This is a genomic window from Streptomyces sp. NPDC006529 (assembly GCF_040611795.1).
Classification (GTDB): Bacteria; Actinomycetota; Actinomycetes; order Streptomycetales; family Streptomycetaceae; genus Streptomyces.
The window spans coordinates 136,531-154,887 of record NZ_JBEXPB010000006.1; the positions used below are offsets into that span (position 1 = coordinate 136,531).

The window sequence follows — 18,357 nt, forward strand, 5'->3', positions numbered from 1 at the left end:
GTCATGCCCCCAGATCGAGAGTGAGTTTGGCGACGGCGTACGCCTCGGCGTAGCGCGCGTGGCATTCGATGCCGCGGATGCGGGCGAGGCCGAGGAAGGCCTCCCGGTCGTACCAGGGCCGGTGCCGTTGCGAGGGGTAGTGCTCCTGGAGCAGCCCGACCTTGCGTTCGGCGACCTCCGGCGACAGCGGCTGGTAGGCCGTCGGGCGGCCGAGGTCGCCGTCCCACTTGACGATCTCGTAGCCGAGCACGAGGTGATCGCGGAACGCGGTGGTCATCAGCTCCGCCACACCGCGGTGGTCCTGGTGCGCGTCCTCGGTGCGCGGGGCGAGGACCAGGTCCGGCTCCGTCCGCCCGCGCAGCTCCTCGACGGCGGCCTTGGCCTCCTCCCAGTGCGCGGGCAGCCGTCCGTCCGGCAGCTTGAGCACGGTCAGGCGCAGGTCGGCGCCCGGGCAGAAGGCGGCGAGCGCGGCCCGCTCCTCGTCCTCCCGGTCGCCGCCGCCACCGGAGAGCACCAGCGCGTCGACGCGGACGCCCGGCCGCGCGAGGCACAGGGTCAGCAGCGTGCCGCCGGCGCCGATGGCGATGTCGTCGCAGTGCGCCCCCACCGCGACGATCCGGTCCAGGGGCCCGGCCCCGAGCCGTATCACGCGGTCCCCGTCCCGGCGCCGGCCGCGCCCGCCCGCGCGGCGTCCCGCTCCCACACGGCCCACGGCCGGTCGCCCTGGGCGTAGGCGGCGTCCAGCGCCGCCCGCTCCTTCACGGTGTCGGTCGGTTTCCAGAAGCCGCGGTGCTGGTGCGCCACCAGCCGCCCTTGTTTGGCCAGTTGGGCGCACCCGTCCGCGACCAGGTCCCCGTTCTCGGGTATGTGGTCGAAGACCTCCTGGCGGAGCACGAAGTAGCCGCCGTTCTCCCACAGCGGCATGTCGCTCACCGCGGTGATGCCCCCCACCAGGCCGTCCTCGCCGAGCTCCACGCAGTGGAACGAGGACTGCGGCGGCACCACCATCATCGACGCGCCGGCGTCGCGCCGGGAGAAGGAGTCGATCATCTGCGGCAGTGGGGCGTCGGTCAGCACGTCCGCGTAGTTGGCGAGGAACATCTCGTCCCCCTCCAGGTGCTGGCGCACCCGGCGCAGCCGCTCGCCGATCGGCGACTCGATGCCGGTCTGCACGAAGGTGATCGTCCAGGAGGAGATGTCGGTGGACAGCAGCTCGGTGCGCCCGCCGCGCAGGACGAAGTCGTTGGACGTGGTCTCCTCGTAGTTGAGGAAGAAGTCCTTGATGTGGTGAGCCCCGTACCCGAGGCACAGGATGAACTCCGTGTGCCCGAAGTACGCGTAGTAGCGCATGACGTGCCAGATCAGCGGCCGGGGGCCGACCATCGCCATCGGCTTGGGCACGTCGTCGGAGGTGCCGCTGCGCATGCGCAGCCCGTAACCGCCGCAGAACAGGACGACCTTCACGGCGTGACCTCCACGATGCTCAGTTCCGGTACCGGGAAGACCAGGCGGCCGCCCCAGTCGTGCACGAAGGACAACTGCTCGACCAGCTCGTCCCGCAGGTTCCAGGGGAGGACGAGCACGTAGTCGGGCCGGTCGGCGGCGATCCGCTCGGGCGCCAGGATCGGGATGCGGGTGCCCGGGGTGAACCTGCCGTGCTTGTACGGGTTGCGGTCGACCGTGTAGGGGAGCAGGTCGGGCCGGATGCCGCAGTGGTTGAGCAGGGTGTTCCCCTTGCCCGGGGCGCCGTAGCCGACGACCGTCTCACCGCGCTCGGCCGCCTCGATCAGGAACCGCAGCAGGTTGCGGCGCACCGTGGCCACCCGGGCGGAGAACTGCGTGTACCCGGACAGCTCCCGCAGCCCGGCCGCCTTCTCGCGGTCCAGCACCTCGGCGACCCGGCGGCTCGGCTCCCCGGCCGCCTCGGCCGGCCGCGCCCACAGCCGGATGGAACCGCCGTGCGTGGGCAGCAGCTCGACGTCCACGAGGGCGAGTCCGCCGCTCGCCAGCGCCCGGATCGCTGAGGCGACCGTGTAGTACTGGAAGTGCTCGTGGTAGATCGTGTCGTACTGGTTCTCCTCGATCAGGGTCAGCAGGTGCTGCACCTCGATGGAGACCCAGCCGTCGTCGGCGACCAGGGAGCGCAGCCCGCGGGTGAAGCCGATCACGTCGGGGATGTGCGCGTACACGTTGTTCGCCACGACCAGGTCCGCCGGGCCGTGTTCGGCCCGGACGGCCGCGCCGGTGTCCGGGTCCAGGAAGGCGGTGAGCGTGGGCACGCCCGCCTCCCGCGCCGCCGCGCCGACGTTCACCGACGGCTCGACGCCGAGGCAGCGGATCCCCCGGTCCACCAGGTGCCGCAGCAGGTACCCGTCGTTGCTCGCCACCTCGACCACGAAGGCGTCGGCGCCCAGCGAGAGGCGCTCGACGGCGCCGGTGACGAACGTGCGCGCGTGCTCCACCCAGGAGGTGGAGTAGGAGGAGAAGTACGCGTACTGCGTGAACGTCTCCTCCGGCGTGATCAGCGGCGGGATCTGCGCGAGCCAGCAGTCGGTGCAGACCCGCAGGTGCAGCGGGTACGTCGGCTCGGGCCGGTCCAGTTCGTCCGCGGCGAGGAAGCTCTCGCACGGCGGTGTCGCCCCCAGATCGACGACGCTCTCCAGCGCGGCCGAGCCGCAGAGTCGGCATCGTGTCATCTAACTGCCCCCATTCCTGCCCGCGCGGGTGACCCGCGCGAGCCAGCTTTCGTCGTGTCCCACCGGCGGCGCGGCGTCCGCACCGCCGGACCGCACCGCGATCGCGGTGCGGTACCCCTCCACCAGGCGCTCCAGACCGACCGCCGGGCTGAAGCCCTGCTCGTACCGGCGCCGGGCCGCCCTGCCCATCTCCCGGTTGACGGCCCGCTCCGCCGTGATCCGGCGCACGCAGGCCGCGAGCGAGGCGGAGTCGCCCGGCCGGTGCAGCAGACCGCTCACCCCGTCCTCGACGAGTTCCACGAAGGCGCCGTGACCGGCGGCGACGGCCGGGACCCCCGCCGCCATCGCCTCCACGACCACCAGGCCGAATGCCTCCAGCCAGGTGGACGGCGCCACCACGGCGACCGCCCGCGCGACGGCCTCCCGGCACTGGTCCGGGTCGTACAGACCGACGCAGCGCACGTCGTCCCGGCCCGCCGCCCAGGCGCCCACCTCTCCCTCCAGCGGCCCCGTACCGGCGATCACGAGCGGGACGCCCACACCGCCACCGGCGGCGAGTTCGTCCCACGCGGCCATCAGCAGCCGCACGCCCTTGGCCTCCGCGAGGCGGCCGAGGTAGAGGAGGTGCTCGCCCGCCCCCGCCCGGCGAACGCCCGGGTCGGGAACGAAGTTGTGCTTCACGGCCAGCCGCTCGGTCGGCATGCCGGCCCCGCTCAGCACGTCGCGCTGCGCCGCCGAGATGCAGAAGAACCGGTCCACGCCCGACCACCACCGGCGGCGGTTGACCGACAGGCTGACCGCCAGCGGTACCGTCGCGAGCCGCGAGCCGCGGTAGCAGCCGTGCCGCACGGCGGGCAGCGGGGAGCCCCCGACGCACTCGGCGCACGGCCGGCCGGCCCGCTGGAGCGTGCCGGGCGGGCAGACCTGCGTGTAGTTGTGCAGCGTGGCGACGACGGGCACCCCCGTGTCGGCGCAGGCGGCCAGCACCGCCGGTGACAGCAGCGGGAAGACGTTGTGGACGTGCACCACGTCCGGCCGCTCGGCGCGCAGCCGGGCGGCCAGCTCCGCGCGGACCGCCGGGTTCCACGGCACGAGGACCGGCAGGGCGGCCTTGGCGCGCAGGGGGAGGGCCGCGATGTCGTCGCTGCGCCGCTCGAACACGCCGACCCGGTGGCCCGCCGCGCGCAACAGCTCCACCTCCTGGTCGACGACCTTGTTCTCGCCGCTCGGCTGCGCCGAGGCGTAGCGGTTGTGCACCACGAGGACGTGCATGCTCAGGTCACCTCCGGTGTGCGGGCGCCGTGCGGGACGCGGCGGCGGGGCGTGCCGGGCGCCTCGGAGGAAGCGGCGTCGGGCACCGCCAGCAGCGAGGCGGCCACGGTCAGGTGCAGCAGGTACGGCGAGGCGTCGCCCAGCCCGGCCTCGGTGTAGGAGGCGATCGCGCAGTAGCTGACCAGGAAGAGCGCACAGGCCCGTTGCAGGGACGGCGGGCGCAGCAGCGCGACGCCGCCCAGCACGATGAAGACGCACGCCACGACGGCGACGCCGGTCACGCCCTGCTCGTTGTAGACGGCCAGCCAGCTGTTGTCGATGGGCAGCCCGCCGAACGACTTGTCGCCCAGGCCCGTGCCGAACAACTGCTCCGACATCGTCCGGGGGGCCGCCAGGAGGGCGTCCCAGACCTTGGCCCGGCCGGTGAGGTTGGAGAAGTTCTCCTGGCTCTGCCCGCGCAGGAACCACGCCTGGAGCGCGGAGTTGAACCCCACCCCGACCACGGCGGAGCACAGCAGCGCCCAGGTGAAGAACCGCCGGGCGGCGGCGCTGGTCAGGACCAGCGAGCCGATCGCCAGCACCAGCCCGACGAGGAGGCCGAGCGTGGCCGTGCGGGTGTGGGTCAGCGCGAGCAGCACGAGCGAGGGCACGATGACCAGCGCAGCGTCCCGCCCCCCGGCCCGCCCGTCGAGGACGAGCAGCACGGTCAGCCCGATGATCACCGCGGCGTACTGCCCGATCTGCGGCGGGGTCAGCGGCCACAGCGCGCCGACCAGCCGGCCGCCGTAGAGGTCGGGCAGGGCCGCGCCGGGGGAGACGAGCAGACCCGCGGCGACCGAGGCGAGCACCGCGAAGTACATCCGGATGTGGTGCCGGACGAAGGACGGGCCGCCGTCCCACCAGCGGCTGAGCAGCCACAGCGTGCCCACGAAGAGGGCCAGCCGGGTGCAGCGGAACAGGGCGCCGAACCCCGACTCCAGGTGCGCGCTGGAGATCACGCTCGGCACCAGCAGCAGGGTCAGCAGGAAGAGGAAGGCGCTGGCCCGCACGCGCAGCCGGAGGTTGATGACGAGCGCCAGCGCGAACGCGGCGACCAGCGAGCCCATGGTGACCATCTGGATGAGGGAGCGCGGCAGCGGGACGATGGTCTTCGCCCCGGCGGAGCCCAGCGTGTTGAGGATCAGCAGTCCCCAGACGATCCCGACGGTCTTCGGCGTGCGCATCTCAACCACCCGCCCGGGGCCGGAAGGTGCTGCCCGCGTCCTGCTGGTAGGGCGCGGCCTGCCACTGCCCGGCGTCGAGTTCGCGGCTCGGGTCGTGCGCGACGAAGCTCCACGGCCCGAGGTAGACGTTGTCGTGCCAGCGGTTCTCCTGCTTCCCGGTGATCGCCTCGGCCACCGGTTCGCCCTTGTACGGCGACCAGTCCGGGAAGGTGCCGTAGTTGGCCAGCACCGCCATGCGGCCGCACTTCGCCGTGCACCCCACGACGGAGGGGTCCAGCACGAAGCGGTTGCCGTGGATGTCCACCCGCTGGGTCTTCCACCGGCAGTCGGCGTAGAGCGGTGCGGCGGCGATCATCGGCTGCGCGCAGCGCTCGTGGTCCTTCACCAGCAGGGTGCAGTCGCCGGACGAGGTGTTGGCCGGGCTGTTGCAGAACCGGTCGGCGTTCTCCCACAGGGTGATCCCGGACCAGTTGTCCTCCAGCACGTTCTGGTCGACCTCGATCTTGTCCGTGCGGGCCGGGATCCGCGGCTCGCCGCCGGACTCGGAGAGGTAGACGGTCGCGTAGGGGAAGGTGTCGCCCTCGTCGGCCTTCCCGCGGCCCTCGACCCAGTTGTTGCGCCGGATGGTGTTCCTCCGGATGACCGCGTTGTAGCTGGTCTCGTAGATGAGCGCCGCACCGTCGTTGCCCTCCAGCAGGTTGTTCTCGATGCGGAAGTCGTTGTTGTTGGTGTCCGCCCACAGCCCGGGTCCGCGGTTGTCGTGCACCCAGTTGCCGCGTACGTCGGCGCCGTTGACCGCCCAGAACTTGACGCCCCCGGTGCAGCCGCAGCCCGGCTGGCGCCGCTCCCAGTCGTCGGCGTTGTTGGCCACGATCTCGTTGCCCTCGATCACCAGGCCGCCGAGGGCGCCGCCGCCCTTGTACGCGTTCAGGCCGTACTGCCCGTTGCCGCGCAGGCAGCTCGCGCTGACCCGCTGGCGGGCACCGGCCATCAGCCCGGCGCCGGAGTTGTTCTGGATCGTCGCGTGCTCGATCACCCACCCGTCCGCCGAGTCGTGGTTGACCACGCCCTCGTTCTGCGGCGCGACGAACCCCTGGACGGTCAGGGAGCGCAGGGTGACGTCGCGGGCGCCGCCGCCGAAGGCGTACTGGTTGGTCTTCGCGCCGTCGAGCACCGCACCCGGCGCGCCGATGTAGCTGTTCCCCTCCTTCGGGATGACCTGGGCGTACCGGTCCGCTTCGAGCCGGTGCGTCCCGGGCCGGAGCCAGAACGTGGTGTGCGGGGGACTGGTCCTGGTCTTCGCCGCCAGGTCGTTGACCACCGCGGGGTCGACCGTCACCGCCCCCGCCGGCGCTTGCGCCGGGCCGGCCGCGGGCCCGGCGCACACCCGGGCCACGGACGCGGCCGGCGGGGCGGACGGCTTCGCCGGGGCGTCCGCCCCGCCGTCGCAGCCCGTCGCCGCCAGCAGGAGCAGGGCCAGCGGCGCCGCCGCCCGCGCCCCGCGCGGCCTCGTGATCACCACGCGTCCCCCCTAGCCGCGGAAGGTGAGGACGGTGGTGAACGCGCCCGGCAGCGCGCCGCCTTCGGTGGACCCGGTGCCGGTTCCGGGCACTGTTCCGGTGCCGGTGCCGACGAGCGTGGTGCTGGGTTCCTTGCGGCCGAACCCTGCGGAGTACCAGCCCAGGGGCGGGTCGCTCTCGCCGCGGTGCGCCCGCCACTCCAGCGCGCCGGGCAGGTCGAGCACCGCGGAGCGGTCCTCGCCGTCCCGGGTCCAGGTGAGCTCGGCGCGGTTCCCCCGCAGCTCCGCGGTGACCGCCGGGCCGAGGTGGAAGGCCAGGCGGACCGCGCCGCGCGCGCCGCGCACCTCGTCGATCACCCGCAGTTCCCGGCGCTCGGCGCTCAGCTCCACCCGGCGGCGGTGCACCGCGGGCCCGTAGCCGTCGTGCTCGGCGGACCAGCGGGCCACGCCCCCGGAGCCGGACGCGTCCGCGACCAGGACGCGGCTGCGGGCGTGCCGGGTCCACAGGAACGGGCCGCCGGAGACGGACTGGTCGGCGCCGTCCCACTCCAGGGTGTTGTGGCCCAGCGTGGAGCGGAAGTAGCGCCGCCAGGCGGGCTGCCCGTGGTAGCAGAACGTCCCCGGGTCGGCGAGCACGTCCACCCCGTCGTGCCGGACCTCCACGGACAGGGCGTCCGCGTGGGCGTGCGCGGCGATGGACAGGAACCCGTGCGGGCCGCCGTCGCAGCGGCACCAGATCTCCGCCGGACCGCGCAGGATGGTCATCCCCGCGTCGGCGAAGTGCGCCGGCCGGCTCGCGGGGCGGGCCGCGGCCGGTGCGCCGCGCCGGACGAGCGCGGCCAGCAGCGGCGTGCGCACATCGCTCCCGGTCACCTCCGGCCACCAGTCCAGCCGGCCGAAGACGGCCTCCCCGGTGGCCAGCAGCGAACCCCAGCGGTCGGTGCCGGCGCCGTCGACGACCAGACCGTGCCCGTCGTCCGCGTCGCCCTGGCGCGGGGGCCGCAGCCGCCCGTCCACGACGGCCGCCAGCGCGTCGGTCATCCGCAGCAGCACCAGCCGCACGGTGGCGGGGACCGCCACCCCGGCGGCGTCCGCCTCGGCCACCGCGGCCAGGCCCAGTTCCAGGACCAGTCCGTGGTACTCGGTGGCCAGCTCGCGGTTGAGCCCGGAGACGAAGGTGTTGCTCCGCAGGTGCCGCTCCAGCGAGCGCAGCGCCTCGCCCCGCCAGCGCTCCGAGGAGGGGAACCACCCGAAGGCGCAGGCCGCGGCGAGCTGCCCGGCCGCCTCGGCGATGACGTGGTTGTTGGCCGAGGAACCCCGGCTGGGGAAGGCGGCCAGCCAGCGCTGGTGGTGCCAGATCTGGTCCAGCGCCACCGGATTGCCCTCGAACAGGCCCGCCGCACCCGGCCAGCCGTCCAGCAGCCGGCGGATCCACACCCAGGACAGGAGCCGGATCCCCAGCTCGATGCCGCTGATCCAGTGCACCCCGCGCAGCGGCGCGTTGGCCGCCCACCAGCTCCGCAGGTGCGCCGCCACCCGCTCGGCGTACCGCTCGTCCCCGGTGACCGCGTAGGCCGCGGCGAGCACCGTGAGGCACTGGTGCCGGGACGGCTCCCAGATCTGCTTGATGTCCCCGACCGCGTCCTCGTCGCGGTAGGGCACGTCGAAGGCGTAGGCCCACGGCGCCCGGCGCCCGGTCCTCGGGTCGCGGCACCAGTCCGGATCGACCAGGTCGTCGCGCTCCACCCCGAAGTACTCGGCGTGCCCGGCCATCAGCCGGTCCGCCTCGGCGAGGAGGCGTTTGACGGCGTCCGGCGCCGTAGCGTCGAGCGTCCCGGCCGGCAGTACCGCGGTGAACCGGGCGCCGGTGACGACCGGCCGCTGCGGCAGCGCGGACCGCCAGCGCCGCCTGCGCACGGTGTCGCCCACCCGGCCGCCGACCTCGCGCGGCCCCATCCGGGAGAGCCGCCGCAGGTACCAGCCCGCGCTCGTGGTCATCGCGTCCTCGTCAGGGCCACCGGCACGCCGCCGGCCAGGGACGCCTGCACGGCGAGGGTGGCGGCCGTGGTGGCGGCCAGCGACTCCAGCGGTACGGGCATCGGGCCGCCGGTCCGCACGGCCCGTACGAAGGCGGCCAGTTCGGCGGACTGGCCCTTGTCCCGGGCCTGGGGCAGCCGGGAACTGACCCACCGTCCGCGGCGCGCCGCGCCGTCCGCGTACACCGAGGCCCGCACGAAGTCGTCGAGCCGCAGCACCTTGCCGTCCGCGACCAGGTCCAGCGTCTCCTTGGGGAAGCCGGCCGAGCCGTTCGTGACGTAGCTGATGGCGGCGGTGGAGCCGTCCGGGTAGCGCAGCACGACCTGGAGGTCCTCGTTCCCGGCCGGGGCGACCGCGTACACCGAGACCGGGTCGGCCCCGAGCAGCCAGCTCGCCGTGTCGATGAAGTGCCCGCCCTCACCGGCGAACCGCGAGCCCTCGGTGCCCTGTTGCAGGTACCAGCTGCCGTGCTGGAGCCGGCCCGCGTTGACCAGGTAGCGCAGGCTCGCCGGACCGGTGTGGGCGCCGAAGCGCTTCCCGGCCTCCCGCAGCAGCGGTGCGAACCGCCGGTTGAAGCCCACTTGGAGCCGGTCGTTGCCGGACTCCTCCACCGCGGCGAGCACCCCCGACAGCTCGTCCTCGGTCAGGGCCAGCGGCTTCTCCACGAAGACCGCCTTCCCGGCCAGCAGCGCCTTGCGGGTCAGCTCGGCGTGCGAGCTGTGCCGGGTGGCGACGAACACCGCGTCGACGCCGGTGTCGCCGAGCACCGCGTCCAGATCGGTGGTCGCCTCGGCGAAGCCGAACTTCCGCTGCGCGTTCGCCGCGGACAGCGCCGTCGTGGTGACCACCGTGGACAGGTGGACCCCCTCGCGGCCCGCCAGGTGCGGCAGCAGCATCGACGTCGCGTAGTTGCCCGCGCCGACGAAGGCGATCCGCACCGGCGCCCCGCCGGACCCGGCCGGGGCGGACGCCGCGCCGCCGCGGCGGACCGCGGGCACGGCCACGGACGGGGCGGCGGCCCGCGGCGCGCCGTCGGCGGCGCCGGGGTAGCGGAACAGCACGGCCACCGCCTTCAAGTCGCCCTCCTTCAGGCGCTTGTACGTCTGCACGGCGTCGTCGAAGTCGGCGACGTGCGAGACGAGCGGCTCCACGTCGACCCGGCCGCGGGCGACGAGGTCCAGGAAGCACGCCAGGTTGCGGCGCTCGGTCCAGCGCACGTAGCCGATCGGGTAGTCCCGCCCCTCCAGCTCGTACTCCGGGTCGTAGCGCCCGGGGCCGTAGGAGCGGGAGAACCGGACGTCGAGCTCCTTCTCGTAGTACGCGTTCCACGGCAGGTCCAGGCGGCACTTGCCGATGTCGACGACCCGCCCCCGGTCCCGGCAGAGCCGGGCGGCCAGCTCCACGGGCTGGTTGCTGCCGCCGCCCGCGGCCAGGTACACCTGGTCCACGCCGTGGCCGCCGGTGAGCTCGGCGACGGCGCTCTCCAGGGCCGGGGACGAGGGATCGCCGCAGGCCGCCGCGCCCAGGCGCTCGGCCAGCGCGCAGCGCGCCGGGTCGGGGTCGGCTCCGACGACGCGGACCCCCGAGGCGATCAGCAGCTGCGCCACCAGCTGCCCGATCAGGCCGAGGCCGATGACCAGCGCCACGTCGCCGAGCTGGGACTCACCGCGTCGCACGCCCTGCAACGCGATCGATCCGACGGTGCCGAAGGCCGCGTGCCGCGGCGCGAGGCCCTCGGGCAACCGGGAGTAGAGGTTCTTCGGGACCCAGTTCAGCTCGGCGTGCAGCGCGTGCTCGTTGCCCGCGCAGGCGACGAGGTCGCCGACCACCACGTCGTCGATGCCGGTGCCCACCTGCTCGACCACCCCGCACAGCGAGTAGCCCAGCGGCGTGTACGAGTCCAGCTTGCCCATCACCTTGCGGTAGGTGGCCGGGATCCCGTTGGTCGCCGCGCTCTGCACGACCTTGGCCACCTGGTCCGGGCGGGAGCGGGCCTTGCCCACCATCGACAGGCCCGCCTCGGACACCTTCATCAGCTCGGTCCCGGTGGAGATCAGCGAATAGACGGTCCTGACCAGCACGCCGCCCGGTTTGCACCCCGGCACCGGGACGTCGAGCAGGGCCAGCTCGCCACTCTTGTAGTTCTGCACAACCTGTTTCACCAGAACTCCTGTTGTTCTACGCCGTCACGTCAGTGCTCTGGCCGGAGCCAGAGGTCGCGCCGCGGTACCAGTACTCGAGGGTCAGTACGTGCCAGAGGTGCTTGGAGAAGTCCCGCTGCCCGGAGGCGTCCTCGGCGACCATGCGCGCGAGCGCGTCGCGCCGCAGGAAGCCGGAGTTGACGAGGACGCCGTCGTGCACCACCTCGCGCACCAGCGGCGCCAGGTCCCGGCTCATCCAGGCCCGCAGCGGAGCGCTGAACAGGCCCTTCGGCCGGTACACGATCTCCCGGGGCAGGATGGAGGTGGCCGCCTGCTTGAGGACGGCCTTGCCCTGCCGTCCGACGATCTTCTCGTCACCGGGCACGGCGAACGCCGCCTTGACCACCTCGACGTCCACGTACGGCACCCGCACCTCGGTCGACGCGGCCATGCTGGCGCGGTCCGTGTAGGCGAGGTTCAGGCCCGGCAGGAACATCCGGGCGTCGCCCAGGCACATGCGGTTGACGAAGTCGTCGAGGTCGTTGTCCGCGTAGACGTCCGCGTGCTCGGTCAGCACGTCGTCGACCGTCCCGGCCAGGTCGGGGTTGACCAGGGCGAGCAGGGCGTCCTGGTCGTACATGGTGTAGCTGCGCCGGAACGCCGTCTCCTCCGGCAGGTCGGCGAAGGACAGGAACCGCTTGGCGAACCGCACCGAGCGGTACCCCCGGCGGGCGGTGGCGACCGGCAGCCGGTCCACGGCCCGGGACAGACCGCGCCGCAGGGGCCGCGGAACGCGCTGGTAGCGCACCGCGAGCAGGTTGGCCAGGTGCTTGCGGTAGCCGGCGAACAGCTCGTCGGCGCCCATCCCCGACAGCATCACCTTGACCCCCGCCTCCCGGGCGGCCGAGCAGATCAGGAAGGTGTTGATCGCGGCCGGGTCACCGATCGGCTCGTCCAGGTGGTGGGTCATCCGCGGCAGCAGGTCGAGCACGTCCGGCGCGATCTCGATCTCGTGCAGGTCGACGCCGAACCGCGCGGCCACCCGCCGCGCGTAGTGCAGGTCGTCCGGCATCGCCTCGAACCGGGCGTCCTCGGCGCGGAACCCGATCGTGTAGGCGGAGATCCCGGGCCGGTCGCGGGCCGCCAGCGCGGTCAGGTAACTGGAGTCGAGACCGCCGGAGAGGAAGGTCGCCACGGGCACGTCGGAGAGCAGGTGCAGGCGGGTCGACTCCTCGACGATCGCGGCGAGGTCCGGCCGCTCGCCACTCCTGGCCCGCTCCTGGCCCTCGGCGGCGACGTCCTTCAGGTTCCAGAACCGGCCGCGGTCCACCCGGCCGTCGGGCCGGCACCGCAGCCAGCTGCCGGGCGGCAGCTTCTCCGCGCCGCGCAGCGCGCAGCGCGAATCCGGCACCCAGTAGTAGAGCAGGGACGCCACGAGCGCCGCGTGGTCCACCTCCAGCGAACCGCCCGTGGCGGCGGCGAGCGCCTTGAGTTCGGAGGCGAACACCAGGCCCCCGCCCCGCCGGAGCAGGAACAGCGGCTTGACGCCGAGCTGGTCGCGGGCGAGCACCAGCTCGCCGGTGCGCTCGTCGAAGATCCCGAAGGCGAACATGCCGCGCAGCCGGGGCAGGCAGTCCGTGCCCCAGCGCCGCCACGCCTCCAGCAGCACCTCGGTGTCGGAGGTTCCGCGGAAGCGCACGCCGGCCGCCGCCAGTTCGGCGCGCAGCGCGGGCGCGTTGTACAGCTCGCCGTTGTACGTCAGGACCAGGCCGTCCGAGACCATCGGCTGGGCCCCGGTGCCGGACAGGTCGATGATGGCCAGGCGGCGGTGCCCGAGGTGCACCTCGCCGTCACCGGCGGCGTGGCCGTAGCGGCCCGCTCCGTCCGGACCCCGGTGGGCGAGGACATCGGTGAGGCGGTCGGTCACGGCCTTCCCGTCCGGCCACCGGTACGTGCCTGCGATGCCACACATGTCCTACCGCGCTTCCTGGTCGATGTCCGGGACCCGTGCCCATGACGGCCGCTCCGTGCGCGGCCGCTCCGTCCCGCTCCGCCGTACGGCGCTGCGCTCGGCGCGGCCGCGCGGAGCTCCGTACGGCCCGTCCCACAGCGTGCCGTCGGTCCGGTCGCGCGGATCGGGGTCGATCAGCACCACGCCCAGCGGCGTGATGCGCAGCTCGGCCAGCTGCCGGGCCACGGTGTGCAGCCAGGCGACGCTGCCGTGCCCGGCGCGCACGACGAGCACGGTCCGCGCGCCGAGGTCCGGCAGGTCGCTCCACGCCGTCCCGGGCGCCACCGATCCCACGCCGATCCGGCGCTCCGGAGCCTCGGGGTCCGAGGCGGCCACGGCGCCGGTCACGGCGGGCTCCCCGCGCTTCGCGCGCCGGTCGGCGAGCCGCTGCCCGGGCAGCGCGTCGACGATCACCACCGGCCCGTCCTGTTCCAGCGCGCCCGCGAGGTCCAGGGCGATCACGCCCGCGGTGCGCGCACAGCCCAGTTCCAGCAGCGACACCGGCTCCGCCGAGCCGCGCACGGTACGGGCCAGGGTCGCCGCGAGGCGGGTCCGCCGCGCCCGGCTCCGGCGGCGGCGCCACGGCCCGGCGGCGCGGCGGGGCGTGGCCCGCAGCTCCGCGATCACCGAGGCGCCCAGGTTCGCCGCGATCTCCCGGCGCAGGACGGGGCGGTCCGCCACCACCGCGCCGACCGCGGCCACCGCGAGCCCGAGGACGAGCCCGAGGACGGCTCCGACCGCGGCGTTGGTGGCGGCGGTCCGGGGCAGGGAGTGGCGCACCGCGCGCGGTGCGTCCACGATCTGCGTCCCGGCGATCAGCCGGGGCGTGCCGGTGCGCGCATCCGCGGCGCGCTGGCCGAAGTCGGTGATGCGCGCGGTGAGTTCGGCCCGCTGGGCGAAGAGCGACTCCATGCTCGCCGATGCCTTGGCGCCGCCTCCCGGCGAAGTGTTCCCGATCGACTTGTTGACCTGGGCGAGTTCGTCCCGCATGCGGTCGCGCTGGTCGAGCAGGGTCTTGGCCTCGGCGTCCGCGGCCTCCTGGATGCGCTTCACGTGGTCCGCGACGAACGCCTCGGCCAGCGCCTTGGCGCGCGCCACCGCTTGGGCGTCGCTGTCACCGGTCACCTCGATCTGCAGCAGGTTGTTGGTCAGGCCGATGCCCGCGTAGTCCCGCATGAAGGCCTCCGGTTCCTCCGGTGATCCGAGGGACCGCAGGGCCTGGCTCGCGATGCGCGTGGTGTGCAGCAGCGCGGCGTCGGTCTTGACCAGCGTTCCGGGATCGTTCGGCTGGTCCGCCTGGTGGGCGACCAGCACCTTGGTCACCGCGGTCGGCGGCGCCGGCATCAGGGCCGCCACCGCCGCGCCCAGGAGCAGCCCCAGCAGCGCCATCGCGGACCACAGGCGGCGGCGCCTGCGCACGGCGACGACCAGCCCCTGGAGGTCCACCAGCGGAGCGGCGGCTGACGGCTCCGCCATCGTGCTCGTCGTCACCCCGGGCCTCCCGCCGAGTCGGCGCCCACCGCGACCGGCGCCGCGGCGCCCTCCCGGGGGCGGTCGGCGGCGGCGCGCGCCGGACGGGCCCGGACCAGGTCGGCGAGGACCGAGCCCACGACCTCCCGCCCCGCGTCCGCGCAGGCTTCGGCGACGCCGGAGAGGTCGCCCGTGGTCCAGCCGCCCGCGCCGAGCACGACGAGGACGCCGGGCTCGTCGTCGCGGTCCGGCACGAGCGGCCGGGACGCGGACACCTCGACGACCTCCAGCAGGGGCTCGTCCCCCGCCTCGGCGGCCAGCCGTCCGGCCGCCTCCCGGGCGGTGTCGTCACCCTCCAGGACGACGACCAGCAGCCGCCGGGAGAGCGGCAGCCGCTCCCGGATGCGGGAGCACACGCGCTGGTAGCGCAGCCGGCGCCCCGCCTCGTCGCCGCTGTCCTGCGGGACCGGCAGGTCCCACCGGACGTCGAGGCCCAGCAGCCGCCGGACCCGGGCCCGCGCGCCACGGCCCCCCGCACGGCCCGCGAGCCGTTCACCGGGAACGTCGACGCTGCCCAGCGGCGCCGCGCCCAGCGCCGAGGCGATCTCCGCTTCGGTGCGCGGCCGGCGGCTGACGCGGGCGGCGGTGAGGTGAGCGATGATCCCGAGCAGGAAGGCCAGCAGCGCCCCGGCGCCGATGAGCTGCGTCCTCGTCGGAGGCGCCTCCCCGGCCGGCCGGGCCGCCGGGCCCATCACGACCATGTTGGCCTTGGCCGCCGACGGGTCGGTCTGGTCCAGCTTCTTGACCGCCTCCTGGAGCGCGGTGCGCAGCTTCGCGAGTTCGGTGCGGGTCTGCACGCTCTCCACGCTCTGCCCCGGATCGGTCGCGTCGGCGAGCTGGGTGATGCGGCGGCTGGTCTGCTCCACCATCTGCCGCAGCGCCTCGGGCTGCGCCGCCGACGCGGGGTCGGTGTTGGCCCCCGCGATCCGCGCGGCGAAGGTGACGAACTGCTGGGCCAGCTGGTCGGCGAGCCGCTGGGCGCGCTCGGGGGTCTCGGCCGTACCCGAGATCCTGATGATGTTCCCGTCCGAGGCCTGGGCGCTCACCCGCTCCCGCAGCGCGGCGCCGTCGACGCCGTTCCAGCCGAGAGCGGCCGCCGCGCGGTCGACCACCACCGAGCTGGTCGCGATCTCCGCCTGGGTCAGCAGCTCGCGCTCCTGCCACGCCCCGGGCAGCAGCACCGACGCCGTCGTCGTGTAGCTCGGCGGAAACAGCAGCGAGGTGCCGTAGCCGACGAGCGCCCCCACCAGCGCGAGGACGGCGAGGAACCGCCCGCGCCGCCTGACGATCCGGCCGATCGTCACCAGGCGTATCGTGTCATCGCTCAACGGCGCGGCCTCCTGCGCGCCCGGGCCGGTCCGCCCGCCGGCGCCGCAGCGCCGTCGGGGCAGGCAGCGGCGTAGGCGGCGAGCAGCGACGCCTGCGAATTGCGCCAGGACAGCGGTCCGTTGATCCGCTCCCGGCCGCTCTCGCCCATCCGGGCCCGCTTCTGCGGATCGTCCAGCAGCATCGCGATGAGCTTGGCGAACTCCGCCTCGTCGTTGGCGGGCGCGTAGACGGCGGCGTCACCGGCGGAGACCCGGGCCTCCCGCAGGTCGAAGGAGACGATGGGCCGCCCCATCACCATGTACTCGAGCACCTTGTTCATGGTCGACACGTCGTTGAGCGGATTGTGCGGGTCGGGCGAGAGGCACACGTCGGCCGTGGACAGGTAGCGCACCAGATCGGCGTCCGGCACCCGCCCGGTGAACTGCACCTGCTCCGAAAGCCCGAGGCGCCGCGAGAGCTCCACCATCGCGTCGAAGGTGTCGCCGCCGCCGACGAACACCGCGTGCCAGTCGGTCCGCCCGAAGACGTCGCGCAGCTGCGCGAGGGCCCGCAAGGCGTAGTCGACGCCGTCCTGCGGGCCCATGACCCCCAGGTAGCACAGCAGATGGGGCTTGCCGCGCTTGAGCTCCGGCTCGGGCGGCACCGGCCGGAACCGGTCGGTGTCGGGCGCGCTGCGCACCACGAAGACGTCGCAGGCGCGCCGGCCGCCCCGGCGCAGCGCGACGTCCCGGTAGCTCTCGTTCGTGGCGAGCACGATGTCCGCGGCCCGGTAGGTCCGCCGTTCCAGCGCGCACACCGCGCGGTACAGCAGGTCCTCGCCGCGGTTGAAGCGGGAGAGGTACAGCTCGGGGCACAGGTCGTGCTGGTCGAAGACGAACCGCGCTCCCCGCCGCTTCAGCCACAGGGCCGGCAGGAAGAGCAGGTCCGGCGGGTTGCAGGCGTGGACGACGTCGACCGGGCCGACCTTGCGGGCCAGCCGCAGGGTGTGCCAGAGCGCCGATCCGTACTCCTGGAGGTAGCCGGCCGGTCCTCCGGTGGCCGCGCGCAACGGGTAGCGGTGGATCCGCACCCCGTCGATCACCGCTTCCGGCTCCGTGTCCCGCTTCGTCCCGCGGGGGCAGATGACGTCCACCGTCCAGCCCGCGTCGCGCAGCGTGGTGCATTCCTGCCACACCCGCCGGTCGAACGGCACCGACAGGTTCTCCACCAGGACCAGCGCGCGACGGGCGGACCCGTCGCCGCTGCCCCGGCCCTCGTACGACGCGTCACCAGGCAAGGCCCACGTACCCCGGTTCGGTCCGGCGCGCGGCGGCGTCGGGAAGGTGGACGAGGTCGACGATCAGCGGGCCGTCGCCGTGGGGCAGCGCCGAGAGCACGGCCGGGTCCTTCGTCCCGACCAGGCACACCTCGGCGTGCTCCAGCACCTCGCCGACGGACTGCGCGAGCAGCTGCGCGAGGTGCGGCAGCCGGTTCTCGATGTACTCCCGGTTCGCGCCGAGCAGCCGGGACAGGTTCACGTTGGGGTCGTAGATCCGCAGGTCGTACCCCTTGCCGAAGAGTCTCTCCGCCAGCTCCACGAGCGGGCTCTCGCGCAGGTCGTCGGTGCCGGGTTTGAAGGACAGCCCGAAGAGTCCCACCCGGCGCTTGCCGGTGCGCTCGACCAACTCCACCGCGCGCTGGAGGTGTTCGGAGTTCGAGGGCAGGACGTGGGCCAGGATGGGCACCGACACGTCGGCCCGCCGCGCCGCGTGGAGCAGGCTGCGCAGGTCCTTGGGCAGGCAGGAGCCGCCGAAGGCGAAGCCGGGGCGCAGGTAGGCGGAGCTGATGTTGAGCTTGCGGTCGGCCAGGAACACGTCCACCACCTGGTGGGAGTCCACCCCGAGCGCCTGGCACACCGCGCCCAGCTCGTTGGCGAAGCCGATCTTGAGGCCGTGGAAGGCGTTGTCCGCGTACTTGATCGCCTCGGCGGTCGGGATCGGCACGCGGAACACCTCGCCGGGCAGTCCGTCGTACAGCGCCTCCACCACGTCGCCGCTCGCCGGGTCGAGTTCGCCGATGACCGTCTTCGGCGGGTCGAAGAAGTCCCGCACGCTGGTGCCCTCGCGCAGGAACTCGGGGTTGACCGCGACCCCGATGTCGACGCCGGCGGTGCCGCCAACGGACTTCTCCAGGATCGGCACCAGCAGGTTCAGGCAGGTGCCCGGGAGCATCGTGCTGCGGAACACGACGGTCTGACGACCGCCCCGCTCCGCCACGGCGGCGCCGATCTCCTCGGTCACCCGCTCCAAGTAGGTGGTGCACAGGCTGCCGTTGGGCTCCGACGGCGTGCCCACGCAGACCAGCGACACGTCGCTGTCCCTGATCGCTTCGCGGACGTCGGTGGTGGCGCGCAGCGCACCGGTCCGCACGACCTCGGCGATGAGCTCGCCGATCCGCTCCTCGACCACCGGGGCCTTGCCCTCGTTGACCAGGTCGACCTTCACCTGGCTGATGTCCACTCCGATGACCTCGTGGCCCAGGCTGGCCAGGCACGCGGCCGACACGCAGCCCACGTAACCGAGCCCTAAGACGCTGACTCTCATGACGCGTTCCTCCCCCC

Annotated in this window: 13 protein-coding genes; all 13 read right to left on the minus strand. The window is 73.9% G+C overall.

The annotated features are described in order from the left end of the window. Nucleotide 1: 1 nt before the first annotated feature. The 13 genes from ABZY31_RS07575 to ABZY31_RS07635 are packed head-to-tail and all read right to left on the minus strand — an operon-like array spanning nt 2 to nt 18,340. Nucleotides 2–649 (minus strand): PIG-L deacetylase family protein, encoded by a 648-nt coding sequence (locus ABZY31_RS07575; protein WP_356405844.1) that lies wholly within the window; start codon nt 647–649, stop codon nt 2–4. After that, complete coding sequence (locus ABZY31_RS07580) at nt 646–1,464, minus strand: glucose-1-phosphate cytidylyltransferase (protein WP_356405845.1); 819 nt, start codon at nt 1,462–1,464, stop codon at nt 646–648. The genes ABZY31_RS07575 and ABZY31_RS07580 overlap by 4 nt, the downstream gene beginning before the upstream one ends. Further along, nucleotides 1,461–2,696, minus strand: coding sequence for a class I SAM-dependent methyltransferase (locus ABZY31_RS07585; protein ID WP_356405847.1), 1,236 nt, complete (start codon nt 2,694–2,696; stop codon nt 1,461–1,463). The genes ABZY31_RS07580 and ABZY31_RS07585 overlap by 4 nt, the downstream gene beginning before the upstream one ends. Beyond that, on the minus strand, nt 2,697–3,968 hold the full coding sequence (locus tag ABZY31_RS07590) for a glycosyltransferase (RefSeq protein ID WP_356405849.1): 1,272 nt from the start codon (nt 3,966–3,968) through the stop codon (nt 2,697–2,699). It lies immediately after the preceding gene. Between the two features lie 2 nt (nt 3,969–3,970). Then, a complete protein-coding gene (locus tag ABZY31_RS07595; protein ID WP_356405851.1) occupies nt 3,971–5,191 on the minus strand; it encodes an O-antigen ligase domain-containing protein in 1,221 nt (406 codons plus the stop codon). A 1-nt stretch (nt 5,192) separates the two neighbouring features. Further along, on the minus strand, nt 5,193–6,710 hold the full coding sequence (locus tag ABZY31_RS07600; RefSeq protein WP_356405994.1) for a right-handed parallel beta-helix repeat-containing protein: 1,518 nt from the start codon (nt 6,708–6,710) through the stop codon (nt 5,193–5,195). A gap of 12 nt (nt 6,711–6,722) precedes the next feature. After that, entirely contained in the window at nt 6,723–8,708 is a 1,986-nt protein-coding gene (locus ABZY31_RS07605; protein WP_356405853.1) for an alginate lyase family protein, read from the minus strand. Beyond that, on the minus strand, nt 8,705–10,909 hold the full coding sequence (locus tag ABZY31_RS07610; protein ID WP_356405855.1) for a bi-domain-containing oxidoreductase: 2,205 nt from the start codon (nt 10,907–10,909) through the stop codon (nt 8,705–8,707). Before ABZY31_RS07610 ends, ABZY31_RS07605 begins: the two co-directional genes overlap by 4 nt. A gap of 16 nt (nt 10,910–10,925) precedes the next feature. Continuing rightward, the gene (gene asnB, locus ABZY31_RS07615) at nt 10,926–12,860 is read right to left on the minus strand and encodes an asparagine synthase (glutamine-hydrolyzing) (RefSeq protein ID WP_356405857.1); all 1,935 of its coding nucleotides are present in this window, start codon (nt 12,858–12,860) and stop codon (nt 10,926–10,928) included. 3 nt (nt 12,861–12,863) lie between these two features. Then, entirely contained in the window at nt 12,864–14,390 is a 1,527-nt protein-coding gene (locus ABZY31_RS07620) for a Wzz/FepE/Etk N-terminal domain-containing protein (protein WP_356405859.1), read from the minus strand. Continuing rightward, nucleotides 14,387–15,757, minus strand: coding sequence for a polysaccharide biosynthesis protein (locus tag ABZY31_RS07625; protein ID WP_356405861.1), 1,371 nt, complete (start codon nt 15,755–15,757; stop codon nt 14,387–14,389). Before ABZY31_RS07625 ends, ABZY31_RS07620 begins: the two co-directional genes overlap by 4 nt. Next, nucleotides 15,754–17,034, minus strand: a complete 1,281-nt coding sequence (locus ABZY31_RS07630) for a glycosyltransferase family 4 protein (RefSeq protein ID WP_356405863.1) — start codon at nt 17,032–17,034, stop codon at nt 15,754–15,756. The genes ABZY31_RS07625 and ABZY31_RS07630 overlap by 4 nt, the downstream gene beginning before the upstream one ends. Beyond that, nucleotides 17,024–18,340, minus strand: coding sequence for a nucleotide sugar dehydrogenase (locus ABZY31_RS07635; protein ID WP_356405865.1), 1,317 nt, complete (start codon nt 18,338–18,340; stop codon nt 17,024–17,026). The genes ABZY31_RS07630 and ABZY31_RS07635 overlap by 11 nt, the downstream gene beginning before the upstream one ends. Nucleotides 18,341–18,357 lie beyond the last annotated feature (17 nt).

Bases quoted from the DNA above. Each gene is read 5' to 3' on its own strand.
- ABZY31_RS07585 (WP_356405847.1), bottom strand. From the start codon at position 2,696: ATGACACGATGCCGACTCTGCGGCTCGGCCGCGCTGGAGAGCGTCGTC.
- asnB (WP_356405857.1), bottom strand. From the start codon at position 12,860: ATGTGTGGCATCGCAGGCACGTACCGGTGGCCGGACGGGAAGGCCGTG.
- ABZY31_RS07595 (WP_356405851.1), bottom strand. From the start codon at position 5,191: ATGCGCACGCCGAAGACCGTCGGGATCGTCTGGGGACTGCTGATCCTC.
- ABZY31_RS07590 (WP_356405849.1), bottom strand. From the start codon at position 3,968: ATGCACGTCCTCGTGGTGCACAACCGCTACGCCTCGGCGCAGCCGAGC.
- ABZY31_RS07605 (WP_356405853.1), bottom strand. From the start codon at position 8,708: ATGACCACGAGCGCGGGCTGGTACCTGCGGCGGCTCTCCCGGATGGGG.
- ABZY31_RS07635 (WP_356405865.1), bottom strand. From the start codon at position 18,340: ATGAGAGTCAGCGTCTTAGGGCTCGGTTACGTGGGCTGCGTGTCGGCC.